Raw genomic sequence first — 18,577 nt, 5'->3', positions numbered from 1 at the left:
TCGTTACGCCTTGTCCACGACCTGCGCGCCCAGCAGACCCTGCGGGCGAACGAGGAGGATGAGAATGAGGGCGATGAACGCGAAGGCGTCCCGGTAGCCCGTCAGGCTCGGCAGCAGGCCGACCAGGAAGATCTCAAGGAAGCCCAGCAGGAAGCCGCCGAGCATGGCGCCCTTGATGTTGCCGATACCGCCGATGACGGCCGCGATGAAGCACTTGAGTCCGGGCATGACGCCCATCAGGGGGACGATCTGGACGTACCGGATGCCCCACAGGACGCCTCCCACGGCGGCCAGCGCCGAGCCGATGACGAAGGTCAAGGTGACGATGCCGTCCACGTTGATGGCCATCAGGCGCGACGCCGTGTAGTCACGCGAGACCGCGCGCATGGCCATGCCCGTCTTGGTGTGCTCGATGATGTAAACGAGGCCGGCCAGGCAGACGAAGGCGACGATCGGGATGATGAACGTCACGTAGGGGATCGACACCCCGGCGAACGTGGCGATCTGGTTGAAGAACGGCGGTGCCGGGAAGCTCTTGGGGAGGCCGGTGAACAGCACGGTGGCCAGGCTCTCCAGGAAGAACGAGACACCGATCGCCGAGATGAGCACTGAGAGCTTCGGTGCGGATCTGAGCGGGCGGTACGCGAAGCGCTCGATGGTCACCCCCATGATGACGGTCAGCACGATCGCGCAGACGACGGCCAAGGGCCACGGCAGCATGAACATGACCGCGCCGTAGTAAACGACGTACAGGGCGAACATGAAGATGTCGCCGTGGGCGAAGTTGATGAGGCGGATGATGCCGTAGACCATCGTGTAGCCGATGGCGATGAGGGCGTAGAGCGAGCCCAGTGAGATGGCGTTCGCGAAGTTCTGTAGCAGGATTTGGACCATTGCGGCTCCCCTGAGAAGTGGACGGTGAACCCGATTGCAGAAGGGGACGCCTCGGACGCCTCAGGCGCCCATCGGCGTCCCCCCGCCGCTGAGGGAATCAGCTGGCCTTGATCGTCGTCTTGTAGGTGAACTTGCCACCGGAGACGGTCTTGATGACGACATCCTTGACCGCGTCGCGCGTCTCGTTCATCGTGATGGGGCCCGCGGCACCCGGGAACGCCTTGAGGGTCGACAGGTACTTCTGCAGCGTCTCGCCGTCGGTGCTCTTGGTCTTCTCCATGGCGTCACGGATCACGAGGTAGGCGTCGAAGGCCAGGGCGGCCACAGCGCTGGGCTCCTTGTTGTACTCCTTCTTGTACTCCTCGATGAACTTCTTGGAGGTGTCGTTGATCGGCTGCTCAGTGGCGAAGAACGTCGTGAACATGGCGCCGTCGACGGCAGCGCCGCCGGTGGTGATGAACTCGGGGGTCTCCCACGTGTCGCCGCCGAGGAACGGCTGGGTCAGGCCGAGCTGGCGGGCCTGCTTGATGATGAGCGCGGACTCGGTGAAGTTTCCGGGCGCGAAGATGACGTCGGGGGCCTGGGACTTGACGGTCGTCAGGGCGGCGTTGAAGTCGGTGTCGCCCGTGTTGTACTTGCCGCCGTCGACGACCGTGCCGCCGAGCTTGGTGAACTCGTCGGTGAAGAACTTGGCCAGGCCGACGGAGTAGTCGTTGGTGATCTCCTGGATGACCGAGACCTTCTTGGCCTTCAGCTCATTGAAGGCGAGACGCGCGAGCACCGTGCCCTGGAAGGGGTCGATGAAGCAGACGCGGAAGTAGTAGGGGTTGTTCAGCGTGACGTTGGGGTTCGTGGCGGAGGCCGCGACGGCCGGCACCTTGGCGGCCTGGAAGGTGGCGCCTGCCGACATCGACAGACCGGAGCCCCACGAGCCGATGATCGCCTTGACCTTGTCCTGCTCGACGAGTCGCTTGCCCGCGTTGGCGGCCTCGACCTTGTCGGACTTGTTGTCGACGATGACCAGTTCGATCTTCTGGCCGTTGACCTCGGGGTAGAGCTTGTTGGCGAGCTTGGCCCCTTCGACCTCCATCGTGCCGCCGCCGCCGTTGGCGCCGGTCATGGGCTCGAAGACGCCGATCTTGATCGTTCCCGTGGTCGCGGAGCCGCTGTCGACCTTCTGGACGCAGCCGGTGAGCGCGAGTGCAATGGCCGCCGTGGCGGCCGCTGCCTGAATGAACCGCTTGTTCATGGTCCCTAACCATCTCCTTTGATTGGCTGGAAACTCAGCGGCGAGGAAACCTCTCGCCGTGGCTGTTCCGGACAGTAGCACTTGGTGGTTTCATGGGGAGCAGAGTGAGCAACGGGCGTCAAACGGTGTTTACGCCACATGTCTCAGAACCGAGATCAGCCTTGTCGCCCTGCGAAAATTGACGTTCACCAGAGCTGGTGTCGCCAAGATCACAGCGTGATTTCGACATCGTCTGACAACTGTGACCCAACGGACGCATTTTCCGGGCCGATCAGGTGTCGGACTTCAGGCCCTCAAGTGCGAAGATACGGGCAGTGTTCGCTTCAAGAAGGAGTTCCCCGGTGACTGTTCGCCGTTCCACCCGTGTTGCGCTGGCGGGCGCAGCAGCCCTGTCGCTGCTCAGCCTGGCGTCCTGCGCCAACAACAGCTCGACCGCGACGTCCGCTCCCGCGGCGTCCGGCGTGTCCCTGGTCAACCCCGGCAAGCTCACCGTTTGCACCCACCTGGCCTACAAGCCGTTCCAGTACAAGGACACGTCCGGCAAGATCGTCGGCTTCGACGTCGACCTCATGGACGTCGTCGCCAAGAAGCTCAACGTCACGCAGGAGATCGTCGACATCGAGTTCGGCCAGATCACGTCCGGCGCCGTTTTTGCCGCGAAGAAGTGTGACGCCGGCGCCGCCGCCATCACGATCACCGACAAGCGCAAGGAGTCGACGGCGTTCGCCGATCCGTACTTCAAGTCGACGCAGGCCCTCCTGGTGAAGGCCGACTCGGGCATCACCAAGATGGAAGACCTGAAGGGCAAGGTGCTGGCCGTCCAGACCGACACCACCGGCAAGGACTACGCGGACAAGAACGCGTCCGCCATGGGCTACACCACCAAGGTCTTCGACGACCTGCCCTCCAGCGCCAACGCGGTGCTCGGCGGCACGGTCGGTGGCGCCATCAACGACAACGGCGTGATGTACGACTTCGCCAAGGACAACCCGACGACGAAGGTCGTCCAGGAGTTCCAGACGGGCGAGGAGTACGGCTTCAACCTCGGCAAGGACAACACGGCCCTGCTGACGGCGATGAACGACGCGCTCAAGGCTGCCAAGGCCGACGGCACGTACAACACGATCTACAAGAAGTGGTTCGGCGTCGACGCTCCCAAGAGCTAGTCGCTTCGACATGCACCAACGGCGCGTCCGGCACCCACAGGGTGCCGGACGCGCTCCCTGATCGGACCACCAAGGAGGCCCCATGACTGCCATCACCGCCGGCGCAGCGCCGGCCCGCCCCAAGCTTTCACCACGGAAACGCGCCCAGCGCGTTCGCATCGTGCAGTACGTGGTGTTGGCGGCCGCTGTCCTCGCCGTCATCCTGACCGCGGACGGGCCACAGCTTCAGCGTGTCTTCATGCGTCCGGACCTGGTGCTGCGCACGTTCACCTCCGGTCTGCCGCTCGCACTGGGCAACACCATCGCCTACACGGCCGGCGCGTTCGTCGTGGGCCTCACGATCGGGACGCTGCTCGCTCTGATGCGGCTGTCGCAGGTGGCCCCCTACCGCTGGATCTCGACCGTGTACGTCGAGTTCTTCCGCGGGGTCCCCGCCCTCATCGTCTTGTTGGCGTTCGGCGGCCTGTCGATCGCCTTCCCGGGCATGCGCGTTCCCCTCGAGCCGTACGGGACCGTCTGGATCGCCCTGGGCATGGTGAGCGCCGCCTACATGTCGGAGACCATCCGGGCCGGCATCCAGGCCGTGCCCAAGGGGCAGATCGAGGCGGCCCGTTCGTTGGGCATGCCCACCGGCATGGCGACGCGGAAGATCGTCCTCCCGCAGGCGTTCCGGATCGTCATTCCGCCGCTGACCAACGAGCTGATCCTGCTGACGAAGGACTCGTCGCTGGTGTTCGCGATCGGCCTGGCCAGCAACGGCTTCGAGCTCACCAAGTTCGGACGCGACCTGATGAACAGCACCGCCAACATGACCCCGCTGATCGTGGCCGGCCTGTGCTATCTGATCATCACCCTGCCGCTCACCGTGCTGGTGCGCCGCATGGAGAACAAGGCGAGGAAGGCGACCCGATGACCACCACTTCTGCGCCCCGCATTCCCACGGGCAACCGCGACGACGAGATCCAGATCTACGACCTGCACAAGTCGTTCGGCCAGTTGGAGGTGCTCAAGGGCATCACGACCACCATCCACCGAGGCGAGGTCGTCTGCGTCATCGGTCCGTCCGGCTCGGGCAAGTCCACCCTGCTGCGTTGCGTGAACCTGCTCGAGCAGCCCACCTCCGGACGCATCTTCATCATCAACGAGGAGATCACCGATCCGGACGCCGACATCGACCGTCTCCGGACGAAGATGGGCATGGTCTTCCAGTCGTTCAACCTCTTCCCGCACCTCACGGCGCTGCAGAACTGCACCACGGCCCTGACCAACGTTCTCAAGAAGCCGAAGGCGGACGCCGAGAAGATCGCGATGGCGAACCTCACGAAGGTGGGTCTGGGGGAGCGCGGTGGCTCCTACCCGGGCCAGATGTCGGGCGGCCAGCAGCAGCGGGTGGCGATCGCGCGCGCCCTGTCCATGGACCCCGAGCTGATGCTGTTCGACGAGCCCACCTCGGCCCTCGACCCCGAGCTCGTCGGCGACGTGCTCGCGGTCATGCGGGACCTCGCCGCCGAGGGCATGACCATGATGGTCGTGACCCACGAGATGGCCTTCGCCCGCGAGGTGGCCGATCGGGTCATCTTCATGGACGGCGGTGTCATCGTCGAGGAGGGCCACCCCAAGGACGTCATCGGCAACCCGCAGCACCCGCGCACCCGCGAGTTCCTGCGCCGCGTCCTCGACCCCACTCACGTCCATGCTGGCGACGAAGACGCGGCGTATGCCGAGCGTCACCAAAGCGATCTGAAGGTCGACAAGACCGGCGGAGGGCACTTGCCGCCGGGCGTCGGATTCCACAGCCCCTCCCTGGGCTGACACCTCCCTTCACAGCGCTGCCCCAGCTTCCGGCTGGGGCAGCGCCATGTTCAACCCTCTACGATGGGATCGGCCCCCAATCGACGCCGGGGTCATCTCGACAGGCAAGGAACGAAGACACCGTGGGCTTTCTAGACAAGATGCTGCACATGGGCGAGGGACGTATCCTTCGTCAGCTTCGGCAGGTGGCGGTGCAGGTCAACTCGATCGAGCCCGAGTTCGAGGCGATGAGCGACGCCGAGCTCAAGGGTCAGACCGCCGACTTCCGGCAGCGTCTCGAGAACGGCGAGTCCCTCGACCACCTGCTGCCCGAGGCGTTCGCGACGGTCCGCGAGGCGTCCAGGCGCGTGCTGGGCAAGCGGCACTTCGACGTCCAGATCATGGGCGGGACGGCCCTGCACCGCGGCAACATCGCCGAGATGAAGACCGGTGAAGGCAAGACGCTGGTCGCCACCCTGCCCAGCTACCTGAATGCGCTCTCCGGCAAGGGCGTCCACGTCGTCACCGTGAACGACTACCTGGCCCAGTATCAATCGGAGCAGATGGGCCGCGTCCATCACTTCCTCGGCCTCGAGACCGGCGTGATCCTGTCTCAGATGACGCCCGCCGAGCGGCGGGCCGCCTACGCCGCCGACATCACCTACGGCACGAACAACGAGTTCGGCTTCGACTACCTGCGCGACAACATGGCGCTCAGCCTCGAAGATTGCGTCCAGCGCGGCCACCACTTCGCGATCGTGGACGAGGTCGACTCGATCCTGGTCGACGAGGCCCGGACGCCGCTGATCATCTCCGGCCCTGCGGAAGAGAACAAGCAGTGGTACCCGGTGTTCGCCCGCATGGTCACGCGCATGAAGCGCGCCGAGCCGGACGGCCAGGGCGGCTACAAGGTCGACGGCCACTACGAGGTGGACGAGAAGAAGAAGACCGTCTCGATCCTTGAGTCCGGCATCACCGAGGTCGAGGATCGCCTCGGCATCCACAACCTGTACGAGTCCGTGAACACGCCGCTGATCGGCTACCTCAACAACGCGATCCGCGCGAAGGAGCTCTTCAAGCGGGACAAGGACTACGTCATCGCCGACGGCGAGGTCCTGATCGTCGACGAGTTCACCGGACGCACCCTGATCGGACGCCGCTACTCCGAGGGCCTGCACCAGGCGTTGGAGGCCAAGGAGGGTGTCGAGATCAAGGACGAGTACCAGACGCTCGCCACGATCACGCTGCAGAACTACTTCCGCATGTACAACAAGCTCGCGGGCATGACCGGCACGGCCAAGACCGAGGAGAGCGAGTTCCAGAAGATCTACGGCCTCGGCGTCCTGCCGATCGAGACCAACAAGCCGATGATCCGCATCGACCGGTCCGACCTGATCTACCGGACCGAGGACGCCAAGTTCGACGCCGTCGTCGCCGACGTGCTGGAACGCCATGAGAAGGGTCAGCCTGTCCTCTTGGGCACGGCGTCGGTGGCGAAGTCGGAGGTGCTGTCGGCGAAGCTCAAGCGCGCCGGCGTCCCGCACGAGGTGCTGAACGCGAAGAACCACGCTCGTGAAGCTGCGATCGTCGCCCTGGCCGGACGCAAGGGCAGCGTCACCGTCGCCACCAACATGGCCGGACGAGGCACCGACATCATGCTCGGCGGCAACGCCGAGTTCCTCGCCGACATGGCGCTCAAGAAGCGCGGCATCGATCCGGTCGAGCACCCGGACGAGTACGAGGCCGAGTGGGCCGCGACCCTGGCGGAGATCGAGAGCCAGGTCGCAGACGAGCACGCCGAGGTCGTCGACCTCGGTGGGCTGTGCGTCATCGGCTCCGAGCGTCACGAGTCGCGCCGCATCGACAACCAGCTGCGTGGCCGTTCCGGGCGTCAGGGCGACCCGGGTGAGTCCCGCTTCTACCTGTCCTTGCAGGACGACCTGATGCGCCTGTTCAAGGGCGAGTTGATCGACCGGATGCTGGTCGTGCTGAAGATCCCGGACGACGTCCCGATCGAGAACAAGCAGGTCACGAACGCCGTCGCCAGCGCCCAGGAGCAGGTCGAGGCGCAGAACTTCGAGATGCGCAAGAACGTCTTGAAGTACGACGACGTCATGAACCGCCAGCGCCATGCCATCTACGGCGATCGGCGCCGCGTGCTGGAGGGCGAGGACGTCGAGCCCCAGCTGCGCGAGACCACGCGCAAGGTGGTCGAGCAGGTGGTCCGCGGTAACACCGAGGGCTTCACCGAGGACTGGGACCTCGACCACCTGTGGACGACCATGCGGACGCTGTACCCCGTCGGCCTCGACATCGAGGAGTACCGCGACACGCAGGTCACGGCCGACGAGCTGGTGGCCGACTTCATCGACGACTCGATGGACGCCTACGACAAGCGCGAGGAGCAGCTGACGCCCTACGTCATGCGGCAGCTGGAGCGCCAGGTCCTGCTGACCGTCCTCGACCGCAAGTGGCGCGAACACCTCTACGAGATGGACTACCTGCGCGAGGGCATCGGCCTGCGGGCGATGGCGCAGAAGGATCCGCTGGTCGAGTACCAGCGCGAGGGCGCCACGATGTTCTCGGCCATGATGGAAGCCTTCATGGAAGAGGTCGTCACCTACCTGTTCAACCTAGAGGTCAACGTCCAGCCGGCCGTCGGCGTCATGACGGACGCGTCCGGCAACGTCCTCAACGCCGCCACGCTCGGGGTGGACGCCGAGGATCACGATCCTCGCCGCGTGGTCACGGGCCCCGCGGAGGACGGGAACGTGGCGGCGTCCGAGGACGGGTCCGACGTCGGCGCGGCCGCGCTGGCGGCGTCCGCTAAGAACGCGGCGGCGCAGCGGGCGAACAAGAACAAGAAGAAGCGACGCTAGGCCCGTGTTGGTCTTCGTGCCGGTGGCGTCCGCCGACCTCGCCGCTTGGGCGTCCGGTGAGGTGTTGTCGGACGCCGACGCGTTCGCCCCGACGGCCGCCTTCCTGGATGCCTTCGGCCTCAGCGCGCCCGATGAGGAGGACGCCGAGCGCACGCTGACCTATCTGGCCGGGCTCGTGGCCCTGCAGCGCCATGGACACCGCCTCGTCGCCGTCGCCGAGGCGCCCCTCGGCGCGGAGGGCGATGACGAGTGGGGACGCGTCCGGGTGAGCCTGCCGTTCTCCCACGTCAGCGCGCTGTTCGCCGATGATCCGGACGCCGCCGCGCAGGTCGCGTCGGTGCGCGCGGTCGTCCAGGACCTGTCGTTGGACGAGGCCTGGTCGGCGCCGGCGCATGAGCGGCTCCTGGCCGACGCCGACCTGATGTGGTTCGGGCCAGAGGAGTGGTCCCAGCTGGTCGGCTGAGGCCGGAGCGCCCTGAGCGTTGGCCAGTTCGCCAACGCCTGACAGACTCCTGTCATGCCTCGATCGATTTGGAAGGGCGCCGTCTCGTTCGGCCTGGTCACCATCCCCGTGAAGTTGTACGGGGCGACGGAGGAGAAGGACATCTCCTTCCGGCAGGTCCACGACGCCGACGGCGGGCGCATCAAGTACCGCCGTGTCTGTGAGGTCTGCGGCGAGGAGGTGCCGTATGAGCACATCGCCAAGGGGTACGACGCCGGCGACGGGCGCATGGTGACGCTCGAGGCGTCCGACTTCGACGAACTGCCGCTGCCGAGCGCGAAGGCCATCGAGATCGTCCAGTTCGTCGACCTCGACGACGTCGACCCGTCCTACTTCGCCAAGTCGTACTTCCTGGAGGCCGAGGGGCCCGGCGCGAAGCCGTACGTGCTGCTACGCGAGGCGCTGGCCGAGTCCGGACGCGCCGGCATCGTGAAGGTGGCGCTCCGGTCCCGCGAGACCCTGGCACTCGTGCGCGCCAAGGGCGACCTGCTGATGATGCACACCATGCTCTGGCCGGACGAGCTGCGCGACGGGTCGTTCGCGGCCCCGCCGGCTGAGATCAAGGCCAACCCCGCCGAGGTCACGATGGCCAAGATGTTCATCGACCAACTGGCCGGCGCGTTCGATCCCGGCGAGTTCACCGACTCCTACCGCGAGGCGTTGGAGCAGGTGGTGTCGGCCAAGCTCCAGGGCGTCCCGATGCCGTCCACGTCGTCCGGTCCGAAGGACGCCGAAGTGGTCGACCTGGTGGCCGCGCTCAAGGCGTCCGTCGAGGCGGCCAAGAGGCGGCGTGAAGAGGCGGCCAAGGCTGAGGGCAAGGCGGCCAAGGCGGGCTGATCAGCGACGCCCCGACGGGCCATTGAAGTTAGGTTCTGGCGGGCTTGAAGCGCTGAGGATTGCTGTCAAAGTCGCTTGGTGCATGAGATCATGCGGTACATGGATGCGAAGACCTCAGTTCCTGTCGCCGTCAACGAGCCGATCAAGACCTACGCGCCCGGCACGAGCGAGCGCGAAGAGCTCCAGGCCAAGCTGGCGGAGCTCTACGCAGCCGACCCGGTGGAGATCACCGGCACCTTCGGCGACGAGCGGCGTCCCGGACGCGGCGAGGACCGGCTCGAGGTCACGATGCCGTCCGAGCATGCGCACGTGCTGGGCGTCGTCCAGCAGGCGTCGCACGCCGACACCGAGCAGGCGATCGCCGGGGCGCTGCGGGTCGCTCCCGAGTGGGCGTCCATGCCGTTCTCCGAGCGCGCCGCGATCTTCCTGCGCGCCGCCGAAATGCTCGCGGGCCCTTACCGCGCCGCGATCAACGCCGCCACCATGCTCGGCCAGGCCAAGACTGCCCAGCAGGCCGAGATCGACTCCGCCTGTGAGCTCATCGACTTCCTGCGCTTCAACGTGGCGTTCGCCGAGCAGATCTACTCCGAGCAGCCCGCGAACTCGCCCGGGGTCTGGAACCGGATGGAGTACCGCCCGCTCGAGGGCTTCGTGTACGCGATCACTCCCTTCAACTTCACCGCTATTGCGGGCAACCTGCCCACCGCCCCGGCCCTCATGGGGAACGTGGTGCTGTGGAAGCCGGCGCTGGCCCAGAGCCTCGCCTCCCACGTCTTCATGGACGTCCTCGACAAGTGCGGCCTGCCGCGCGGCGTCATCAACATGGTGCCCGGCCACGGCCGCCTCGTCTCCGACATCGCCCTGGCCAGCCCGCACCTGGCCGGCATTCACTTCACCGGGTCGACCGGCGTCTTCCAGGGCCTGTGGAAGCAGGTGGGCGACAACATCGCCGGCTACCGCGGTTACCCGCGCCTGGTGGGGGAGACCGGCGGCAAGGACTTCGTCGTCGCGCACCCGAGCGCTGACCCGGTCGCGCTCGTCACCGCCCTCGTCCGGGGTGCCTTCGAGTACTCCGGGCAGAAGTGCTCCGCGGCGTCCCGGACCTACGTCCCGCGGTCGCTGTGGACCGTCATCAAAGACGACCTCGTGGCGCAGGCCGAGGCGCTGGCCGTCGGCGACGTCCGCGACCTGGCGAACTTCACCTCCGCCGTCATCGACGAGCGGGCCTTCCGCAAGCTCTCGGGCGTGGTGGACGCCTGCCACGCGGATCCGTCCATGGAGGTCATCGCCGGCGGCACCTACGACCGATCGGTCGGCTGGTACGTGAGGCCGACGATCGTCACGTCGACCGATCCGAACGCCGACATTTTCAAGACCGAGTACTTCGGGCCGATCCTCGGCGTCTACGTCTACGAGGACCGCGACTACGACCGCGTCCTCGACCTGGTGGACGCCGCGTCGCCGTATGCCCTGACGGGATCGGTGTTCGCCACGGATCGCCGCGTGATCGAGCAGACCTCGGCGCGGCTGCGGTTCACCGCGGGCAACTTCTACATCAACGACAAGCCGACCGGTGCGGTCGTCGGCCAGCAGCCGTTCGGCGGCGCGCGCGCGTCCGGGACGAACGACAAGGCCGGCTCGATGTGGAACCTGATCCGGTGGGCGTCCCCGCGGGCGATCAAGGAAACGCTGGTCCCCCCGACCGCGACGGGCTACCCCCACATGAACTGAGGACCGTTCGCCCCGAGAGATGAGCGGACATGCGCAGGGACGCGTCAGTGACTCGCCAGCCAGGCGTTTCCGGTCTGCTGCTGCACGTCGAGCGTCTCCAGGACGAACGGCGCCGCCTGCTTCTCGATGACGGGGCCAATGAGCGGAACCTTGACGGCCAGCGTGCCCTTGTAGTCGACCGCGCAGCCGCCTGGAATGGGGGCGAGCCGCGCGACGGCGTCCACCGTGACAGGCAGGCCGACCACCTTGATGCTGAAGCGGGCGCTCCGCGCGCCGTCGGCGTCGGCCGGCCCCCACTCCATGCGCTCCACTACCCGGGAGGTGGGTCCGGCGAAGGTCGCCAGCGGCCCGGGGACCTCCACGTCCGCCTCGACGTCAGTGATCGCGCCGACGTCGGTCGGTTCCACCCTGATCGTTTCGCTCAGCGCGCCGAGGTCACGGCACGCCTGGAGCAGGAAACTCGGATCGGTGACCATGGCGAAAACGCGATCGCAAGAGGCCTCGAACACATGGCGTGCGGTGAGCTGCATGGCTCCATTCTGCCGGACGCCTCGGGGAGGCGATTCGCCTGCGGATCGGTGTTTTCGCCGATACATTGGGTAAAGGAAAGCCTACTCACCGCGGAGTATTCGGGCCGATGCGCAAGAACCGTGCAGAGCTCCCGTGGTGCCGGCCGTCAGCAACCGACGATCTCGGAATCTGGAGAACTGCAGTGAACAATGTCGATGTCACCCTGGCGCACGAACTGACCGGACCTGACGATCTCAGGTTCGATCTGGAAGCGCCGAAAACCGGTGGCGATCCTGTCCTCAAGGTCGTGACCAAGCGGCCCATGTCGCTCACGACGATCATGCCTCACCTGGCCGCGCTGGGCGTCGAGGTCACCGAGGAGCGTCCCTCGGAACTCGTCGTCGACGGCGAGAAGGTGCTGAGCTACGAGCTCGGCTTCCGCACCAGTGAGGGCGTCGACTTCACCGACGACGAACTGCAACGGTTCGCCGATGGCCTGCGCGCCTCGTACTTCGGCAAGGCCGAGGCCGGACGCATGACCCGCTTGATCATGACCGCGGGCCTCACCTGGCAGCAGGTCGTGTTCCTGCGTGCCATGAGCCGCTACCTGCAGCAGGCCGGCATCCCGTTCTCCCAGACCTACATCTCCATGGCGCTCAACGCCAACACCTCGATCGCCGCGGCCCTGGTGGACGCCTTCGAGATCAAGTTCGACCCCAAGCGGCCCTTCGCCGATCAGGCCGCCCGCCAAGCAGCCTTCGAGGCCGCCGTGGCGGCGATCGAGGCGTCCCTGGACAAGGTCGCGTCGCTCGACCACGACCGCATCATCCGGATGCAGCTCGCGCTGCTGCGGGCCATGGTGCGGACCAACGCGTTCGCCGACGACCAGCCCGCGCTGGCCTTCAAGCTGCTGCCCCGCCAGCTGGACCTGCTGCCCGAGCCGCGTCCCCGCTTCGAGATCTTCGTCTACGCGCCTGATGTCCACGGCGTCCACCTGCGCTACGGCATGGTCGCCCGCGGTGGCCTGCGCTGGTCGGACCGCGCCGAAGACTTCCGCACCGAGGTCCTCGGCCTGGTCAAGGCGCAGATGGTCAAGAACACCGTCATCGTCCCGGTGGGCGCCAAGGGCGGCTTCGTGCCCCAGCACCTGCCGGACCCGTCCGTCGACCGGGCTGGCTGGCAGGCCGGCGGCGTGGCGGCCTACAAGAAGTTCATCAACTCGCTGCTCAGCATCACCGACAACATCGTCGACGGCCACGTCGTCCCGCCCAAGGACGTCATCCGGTACGACGGCGACGACCCCTACCTCGTCGTGGCCGCCGACAAGGGCACCGCGACGTTCTCCGACACGGCCAACGGCATCGCGCTGGAGCGCGGCTTCTGGCTGGGCGACGCCTTCGCGTCCGGCGGCTCGGTCGGCTACGACCACAAGGGCATGGGCATCACGGCCCGCGGCGCCTGGGAGTCCGTCAAGCGGCACTTCTTCGAGATGGGCAAGGACTGCCAGACCGAGGACTTCACGTGCGTCGGCATCGGCGACATGGCCGGGGACGTTTTCGGCAACGGCATGATGCTGTCCGAGCACACCAAGCTCGTCGCGGCGTTCAATCACCTGCACGTGTTCCTCGATCCGAACCCGGACGCCGCGTCCTCGTTCGCCGAGCGGGTGCGGCTGTTCAACCTCAAGGGCTCGACGTGGGCCGACTACAACGCCGAGCTGATCAGCGCCGGCGGCGGCGTGTTCCCGCGCTCGGCGAAGTCGATCCCGACCGGGCCTGAGGTCCGGGCCGCGCTCGGCCTGCCGGATTCTGTCACCAAGATGACACCGACCGAGCTCATCAACGCGATCCTCAAGGCCCCGGTCGACCTGCTGTGGAACGGCGGCATCGGGACGTACGTGAAGGCGTCCAGCGAGACCAACGCCGACTGCGGCGACAAGGCGAACGACGCCGTGCGCGTCAACGGGGCCGAGGTCCGCGCCAAGATTTCGGGCGAGGGCGGCAACCTGGGCTGGACCCAGAAGGGCCGCATCGAGTACGCCCAGGCCGGCGGCCGGGCGAACACCGACTTCATCGACAACTCGGCCGGTGTCGACACGTCCGACCACGAGGTCAACATCAAGATCCTGCTGGCGGCGGAGGTCGCAGCCGGACGCCTCACGTTCGAGGAGCGTAACGAGCTGCTGGCGTCCATGACGGACGACGTGGCGAAGCTGGTGCTCGCCCACAACATCGACCAGAACATCGCCCTGGCGTGTGGCACGTACCGCAGCTCGCGGATGGCGGCCTCGCACGAGGCCTGGATGAAGATCATGGAGGCCCACGGCCGTCTCAATCGGGGCCTGGAGAGTTTGCCGACGTCCGAGCAGATGGCGCAGCGCATCGCGTCCGGCAAGGGGCTGACGCGTCCCGAGCTGTGCTCGCTGCTGGCCTGGACCAAGATCTGGCTCGCGGACCTGATCCTCGAGTCCGACCTGCCGGACGACCCGTACCTGTCGGATCGCCTGACGACGTACTTCCCGAAGGCGTTGCGGGAGCGCTACGCGGACGCCATGGCCAAGCACCGCCTGCACCGCGAGATCGTCGCCACGGTGACGGTCAACCGGTTCGTGAACAGCCAGGGCATCACGAGCTTCTTCCGCCTGTCGGAGGAGACCAGCTCGACGATCGAGCAGATCGTGCGGGCCCAGCTGGCCGCGCGCAACATCCTGCAGGTGGCCAAGGTCGAGCTGGGCATGCCGGTCGCCGGCGTCGATCCGGACGCCGACGCTGCGGTCCGCATCGAGATCCGGCGCATGGTCGAGCGGGCCACGCGGTGGCTGCTCAACAACCGCCGCGGCGTCCTCGACATCAAGACGGAGTCGGCGACGTTCTCCGACGGCGTCCAGACGGTGTTGTCGGGTCTCATCGGACTCATGACCCCCCGGCATCGTGAGGGCTTCGAGAAGCAGAAGGCGACTTACCTGGCCGGTGGGGTCGCGCCGGAGCTCGCGGAGTTCGCCGCGCTGGCGCGGTACGGCCACATGGCGCTTCCGATCGTCCAGACTGCTCAGCGCACCGGACGCGACCTGATGGAGACGGCCCGGGTCATGTTCAAGGTGGCCGAAGTGCTGGGCATGGACATGCTGTTCGACCGGATCGGCGAGCTGCCCATCGTCGGCCGCTGGGACCTGATGGCCCAGGCCGCCATGCGCGACGACCTGCAGAAGCTCGAGACCGACATCTCGGCGGCGGCCCTCGAGGCTGCACCCGGTGAGTCGGACGCGAGGAAGGTCGTCGACGCCTGGCTCCGCAAGATCGACGGGGCCGAGGCCGAGCTGAAGACGCTGAAGGAGATCAACGAGGGCAGCCCCGACCTGGCGAAGACCTCGGTGGCGCTCCGGACGCTGCGGGCGATGCTGGCCTGATCGAACGGATCGGATCAACGGAGGGCGGTGGCCGCGGGGCCGCCGCCCTCCGGCGTTGTCGGAGCGTGCTGCGACAATCGTGGGCGTGAAGATCGACCTGCACCTGCACAGCACAGTCTCCGACGGCACGGACGCCCCCGCGGCCCTCATGGCGGCGGCCAAGGCCGCCGGCCTGGACGCGGTGGCTCTGACCGACCACGACACGTTCGACGGCCTCGAGCAGGGGCGCGCGGCGGCGTCCGCTCTGGGCCTGGAGTTCCTGGCTGGCGTCGAGATGTCGGCCGAGGTCGGCGGGCACTCGGTGCACCTGCTCGGCTACGGCTGCCGCGTCGATGATCCGGCACTGGCCGGCGAACTGGACGCCGTCCGCGACGGGCGGTTCGGACGCCTGCCTCGGCTGCTGCGCCGGCTCGCCGAGCTCGGCATGCCCTTGACGGAGGCCGACGTGGCGGTGTTCGCCGAGGACGCCTCCTCGCTGGGGCGTCCGCATGTCGCCGACGCGATGGTGGCCAAGGGCTACGTCCGCGATCGGGACGAGGCGTTCGGGCGCTGGCTCGCCGACGACAAGCCCGGCTACGTCCCGCGCTACGCGACGCCGCTGGTGCGCGCGATCGAGCTCGTGCGTGGGGCGTCCGGAGTGGCGGTGCTGGCCCATCCCTGGTCGAAGCGGGGCCGCCACGACCTGTCCGAGCGCTACCTGCGCGAGCTGGCGCGCGAGCACGGGCTGGACGGCATCGAGGTCGACCATCCCGACCACCTGCCGGCGGAGCGTGCGATCCTGCGCGGTCTTGTCGACGAGCTGCGGCTGGTGGCGACAGGGTCGTCCGACTACCACGGCACCGGGAAGAAGGCCGGCTACGCCCTGGGCGCGTGCCTCACGGACCCTGACATGTACCGCCGGCTGGTCGAGCTCATCGGGGCTCGGGGCGGCGTCGTGGGCTGACCGCGCGAGGCGTCCGGTGCGGTAGTCTCGTGGCCATGCACGAGCGACTCCGTTGGTGGCGGCCGTAACGACGGCCCTATCACCCATGTCGACACCACGGCCGTCGCAGTTGGCGGCCGTTTTGCATGTCCGGGCGAGGCGAGAACAGGGGAGTACCGATGACTGACGAGGTCAAGCGACAGCGGATTCTGTCGGGGATGCAGCCCACGAACGACTCGCTGCACCTGGGCAACTACCTGGGCGCCCTCGTGAACTGGGTCAAGCTGCAGGACGACTTCGACGCCTACTACTTCGTCGCCGATCTGCACGCGCTCACCGTCCCGACCGACCCGAAGCTGCTCCGCGCCCGGACGCGGCTCACGGCGGCTCAGTACATCGCCGCCGGAGTCGATCCGACGCGGTCGCCGGTGTTCGTCCAGAGCCACGTCCCGGAGCATCCGCAGCTGATGTGGGTGCTGTCGTGCCTGACCAGCTACGGCGAGGCCAGCCGCATGACGCAGTTCAAGGACAAGACGGCCAAGGGCGGCAACGCCAACGTCGGGCTGTTCACGTACCCGATCCTGATGGCCGCCGACATCCTGCTGTACGACGCGGCGTACGTACCCGTGGGGGAGGACCAGCGGCAGCACCTCGAGATCACGCGCGATCTCGCCGAGCGGTTCAACCAGCGGTTCAAGAAGGCGCTGCGCGTGCCCGAGCCCTACATCGTCAAGGAGGGTGCCAAGATCATGGATCTGCAGGAGCCCACCCAGAAGATGAGCAAGAGCCAAAGCTCCGAGCTCGGCATGATCAACCTGCTTGACGAGCCGAGCCGCAACGCCAAGAAGATCAAGTCGGCCGTGACGGACAGCGAGACCGTCATCCGCTACGACGTGGAGAACAAGCCCGGCGTCTCGAACCTGCTCATGATCCATTCGGTGCTGTCGGGGACGCCGATCCCGCAGCTGGAGGACCACTTCGCAGGCAAGCAGTACGGACACCTTAAGGTCGAGACCGCCGACGTCCTCGTGGACGCCGTCGCCCCGTTCCGCGCTCGGACGTTGGAGTTGCTGGACGATCCGGCCGAGCTCGACCGGATCCTCGCGTCCAGCGCCGATCGCGCTGGCGAGGTGGCGGCTCGGACGCTGGCCCGCGTCTATGACAAGGTCGGGCTGCTGGCGCCGGTGCGCACGTACTTCCTGTGACCTCTGGGGAGCCGCTGACCCCTCGATTCAGAGGACTTTTACGAACCGTCCGCCAGCGGTGACCCTGAATGGGCCCACTGCATGGGCCGTCCGGGGCTGACACCCGTGGTTCACCCAGGACCTGAGCGGGCGCTGCTGCTGGCCCAGCGGCGGACGGCACGACCGGCACCACCGGTGACCACTTCTCGCCGGAGATCGTGATGGAGGGCGGTTGGACGCTGCCCGTCAACGACTGCCTGGTCTTGCGCGAGGTGTCCGCCCCGGCGGGGTACGTCACTCGGTCGGCTCCGCTGATGGTGTGCAAGGGGCCCGGAGGCTGGACCACCGCCAACGGCAAGGGGTTCACGATCACCCCGCCCGGGGCCGACTTCACCGTCACCGGCGGCCAACTCGGCGACTTCACCGTGACCAACGACTCTGAGACTTGGGTCACCACCATCTCGCTGACGAACACGGCGATCCCCAAGCCGACACCCGCCCCGACTCCCACGCCGGTGTCGCCGACCCGTGGCGTCCCGGCCAAGACGTCCGCCGACGAAGCGGACGCGAGCGGCGGCGTCCCTGTGCTGGCGGCCTGCGCGGTGGCGACGCTCGCGGCGGCGTCCGCCTGGCGTAGGCGCGGCTGAGCTCAGCCGTCCAGCCGGACCCGCTCGGCGCCGATCGTCGTGTCGGCGCCCTGACCGGTCTTGACGATGGTCTCGTCCGGCAGGGCGAACAGCCGGTCGCGGATGGACGCCTCGATGGTCGGCCGGTGGCTGAAGCTGCGTCCGGTCGCGCCGGGCCCGCCGTTGACCAGGGTGTCGCCCGAGAACACCACGCCGAGGTCCGGCGCGTACAGGCACACCGAGCCGGGCGAGTGGCCCGGGGTGAGCAGGACGTGCAGGTCGGTCCCAGCGACCGTGATGACCTGGCCATCGGCCAGTTCGCCGTCGGGCTCGCTGTTGTGCGTCAGGTGCCACACCGGCAGGTCGTCGGGGTGCAGCCACATCGGGGCCCCGCAGCGGGCGCACAGCTCGGGGGACATCCGACCTTGGTGCACTGTCCGGCGTGGACGAGCGTCTTCTCGATGAAGGCCCCGATGCCCAGGGCGGGGGAGAGTTCGGTGCCGTCGGTCAGCGTCATCTTCTGGGTGGCGTTGAATGTGGCGAAGCAATACCAGGGCTGGCCCTTGCGGCAGGCGCGACAGTCGCCGCACACGGCCCGCCAGTTCAGGATCACGTAGTCGCCCGGCGCCACGTTCGTGACGCCCTCGCCGACGGACCCGACGACGCCCGCCGCCTCATGGCCGAGCAGGTAGGGGTAGGAGTCGCCGATGCCACCCTCGCGGTAGTGCAGATCGGTGTGGCACACGCCGCACGCCTGGACCTTGACGATCGCCTCACCCGGACCCGGGTCCGGGACGTTGATCGTGACCAGGTCGACGGGGGCGCCCTTGGCGCGCGATGACTCCTTGGACCTGTTGCATGGCCGCATCATGGTGGCCGC

The 18,577-nt window shown here is 67.4% G+C and carries 15 protein-coding genes and 1 pseudogene; 11 read left to right on the top strand and 5 right to left on the bottom strand.

The features are described 5' to 3' along the window. Positions 1-3 precede the first annotated feature (3 nt). Entirely contained in the window at positions 4-894 is an 891-nt protein-coding gene (locus FN821_RS05935) for a branched-chain amino acid ABC transporter permease (protein WP_131171796.1), read from the bottom strand. A 97-nt stretch (positions 895-991) separates the two neighbouring features. Beyond that, entirely contained in the window at positions 992-2,143 is a 1,152-nt protein-coding gene (locus FN821_RS05930; protein ID WP_131171795.1) for an ABC transporter substrate-binding protein, read from the bottom strand. Between the two features lie 341 nt (positions 2,144-2,484). Here FN821_RS05930 and FN821_RS05925 point away from each other — a divergent pair, with 341 nt between their 5' ends. The 7 genes and pseudogenes from FN821_RS05925 (at position 2,485) to pruA (ending at position 11,049) form a co-directional block, all read left to right on the top strand. Further along, entirely contained in the window at positions 2,485-3,309 is an 825-nt protein-coding gene (locus FN821_RS05925) for a transporter substrate-binding domain-containing protein (RefSeq protein ID WP_180319741.1), read from the top strand. Between the two features lie 82 nt (positions 3,310-3,391). Further along, entirely contained in the window at positions 3,392-4,222 is an 831-nt protein-coding gene (locus FN821_RS05920; protein ID WP_131171793.1) for an amino acid ABC transporter permease, read from the top strand. Further along, positions 4,219-4,986, top strand: a pseudogene (locus FN821_RS05915) (amino acid ABC transporter ATP-binding protein); the annotation flags it as partial. The gene FN821_RS05920 and the pseudogene FN821_RS05915, both read left to right, overlap by 4 nt. A 257-nt stretch (positions 4,987-5,243) precedes the next feature. Further along, on the top strand, positions 5,244-7,979 hold the full coding sequence (gene secA, locus FN821_RS05910; protein ID WP_479681055.1) for a preprotein translocase subunit SecA: 2,736 nt from the start codon (positions 5,244-5,246) through the stop codon (positions 7,977-7,979). Positions 7,980-7,983: 4 nt separating this feature from the next. Then, positions 7,984-8,442, top strand: a complete 459-nt coding sequence (locus FN821_RS05905) for a DUF6912 family protein (RefSeq protein ID WP_131171791.1) — start codon at positions 7,984-7,986, stop codon at positions 8,440-8,442. 54 nt (positions 8,443-8,496) lie between these two features. Next, positions 8,497-9,318: a non-homologous end joining protein Ku gene (gene ku, locus FN821_RS05900; protein ID WP_131171790.1), complete on the top strand. Its 822-nt coding sequence runs from the start codon at positions 8,497-8,499 to the stop codon at positions 9,316-9,318. A 78-nt stretch (positions 9,319-9,396) separates the two neighbouring features. Then, positions 9,397-11,049 (top strand): L-glutamate gamma-semialdehyde dehydrogenase, encoded by a 1,653-nt coding sequence (gene pruA / locus FN821_RS05895; protein WP_241660130.1) that lies wholly within the window; start codon positions 9,397-9,399, stop codon positions 11,047-11,049. A 44-nt stretch (positions 11,050-11,093) separates the two neighbouring features. Here pruA and FN821_RS05890 read toward each other — a convergent pair whose 3' ends face one another. Next, complete coding sequence (locus FN821_RS05890; RefSeq protein ID WP_165489277.1) at positions 11,094-11,579, bottom strand: DUF2505 domain-containing protein; 486 nt, start codon at positions 11,577-11,579, stop codon at positions 11,094-11,096. A 287-nt stretch (positions 11,580-11,866) separates the two neighbouring features. Between FN821_RS05890 and FN821_RS05885 the strand changes: the two genes are divergently transcribed. The 4 genes from FN821_RS05885 to FN821_RS05870 all read left to right on the top strand — a co-directional run bounded on the left by FN821_RS05885 (position 11,867) and on the right by FN821_RS05870 (position 17,718). Further along, on the top strand, positions 11,867-14,965 hold the full coding sequence (locus FN821_RS05885) for an NAD-glutamate dehydrogenase domain-containing protein (RefSeq protein WP_338324576.1): 3,099 nt from the start codon (positions 11,867-11,869) through the stop codon (positions 14,963-14,965). Between the two features lie 91 nt (positions 14,966-15,056). Further along, the gene (locus tag FN821_RS05880) at positions 15,057-15,908 is read left to right on the top strand and encodes a PHP domain-containing protein (RefSeq protein WP_277751011.1); all 852 of its coding nucleotides are present in this window, start codon (positions 15,057-15,059) and stop codon (positions 15,906-15,908) included. A gap of 158 nt (positions 15,909-16,066) precedes the next feature. After that, positions 16,067-17,092: a tryptophan--tRNA ligase gene (gene trpS, locus FN821_RS05875; protein ID WP_131171786.1), complete on the top strand. Its 1,026-nt coding sequence runs from the start codon at positions 16,067-16,069 to the stop codon at positions 17,090-17,092. A 200-nt stretch (positions 17,093-17,292) separates the two neighbouring features. Then, entirely contained in the window at positions 17,293-17,718 is a 426-nt protein-coding gene (locus FN821_RS05870; RefSeq protein WP_131171785.1) for a hypothetical protein, read from the top strand. 2 nt (positions 17,719-17,720) lie between these two features. Here FN821_RS05870 and FN821_RS05865 read toward each other — a convergent pair whose 3' ends face one another. Both FN821_RS05865 and FN821_RS05860 read right to left on the bottom strand, forming a co-directional pair. Beyond that, the gene (locus FN821_RS05865) at positions 17,721-18,080 is read right to left on the bottom strand and encodes an MBL fold metallo-hydrolase (protein WP_338324575.1); all 360 of its coding nucleotides are present in this window, start codon (positions 18,078-18,080) and stop codon (positions 17,721-17,723) included. Continuing rightward, entirely contained in the window at positions 18,041-18,568 is a 528-nt protein-coding gene (locus tag FN821_RS05860; protein WP_421958044.1) for an alcohol dehydrogenase catalytic domain-containing protein, read from the bottom strand. Before FN821_RS05860 ends, FN821_RS05865 begins: the two co-directional genes overlap by 40 nt. Between the last annotated feature and the right edge of the window lie 9 nt (positions 18,569-18,577).

It is taken from the genome of Propioniciclava tarda (genome assembly GCF_900182665.1).
GTDB lineage: Bacteria > Actinomycetota > Actinomycetes > Propionibacteriales > Propionibacteriaceae > Propioniciclava > Propioniciclava tarda.
This window is presented reverse-complemented; position numbering and strand designations above follow the sequence as displayed.

Bases quoted from the DNA above. Each gene is read 5' to 3' on its own strand.
- FN821_RS05935 (WP_131171796.1), bottom strand. From the start codon at position 894: ATGGTCCAAATCCTGCTACAGAACTTCGCGAACGCCATCTCACTGGGC.
- FN821_RS05860 (WP_421958044.1), bottom strand. From the start codon at position 18,568: ATGATGCGGCCATGCAACAGGTCCAAGGAGTCATCGCGCGCCAAGGGC.
- FN821_RS05870 (WP_131171785.1), top strand. From the start codon at position 17,293: ATGGAGGGCGGTTGGACGCTGCCCGTCAACGACTGCCTGGTCTTGCGC.
- FN821_RS05920 (WP_131171793.1), top strand. From the start codon at position 3,392: ATGACTGCCATCACCGCCGGCGCAGCGCCGGCCCGCCCCAAGCTTTCA.
- trpS (WP_131171786.1), top strand. From the start codon at position 16,067: ATGACTGACGAGGTCAAGCGACAGCGGATTCTGTCGGGGATGCAGCCC.
- FN821_RS05865 (WP_338324575.1), bottom strand. From the start codon at position 18,080: ATGTGGCTGCACCCCGACGACCTGCCGGTGTGGCACCTGACGCACAAC.
- FN821_RS05890 (WP_165489277.1), bottom strand. From the start codon at position 11,579: ATGCAGCTCACCGCACGCCATGTGTTCGAGGCCTCTTGCGATCGCGTT.
- ku (WP_131171790.1), top strand. From the start codon at position 8,497: ATGCCTCGATCGATTTGGAAGGGCGCCGTCTCGTTCGGCCTGGTCACC.
- FN821_RS05930 (WP_131171795.1), bottom strand. From the start codon at position 2,143: ATGAACAAGCGGTTCATTCAGGCAGCGGCCGCCACGGCGGCCATTGCA.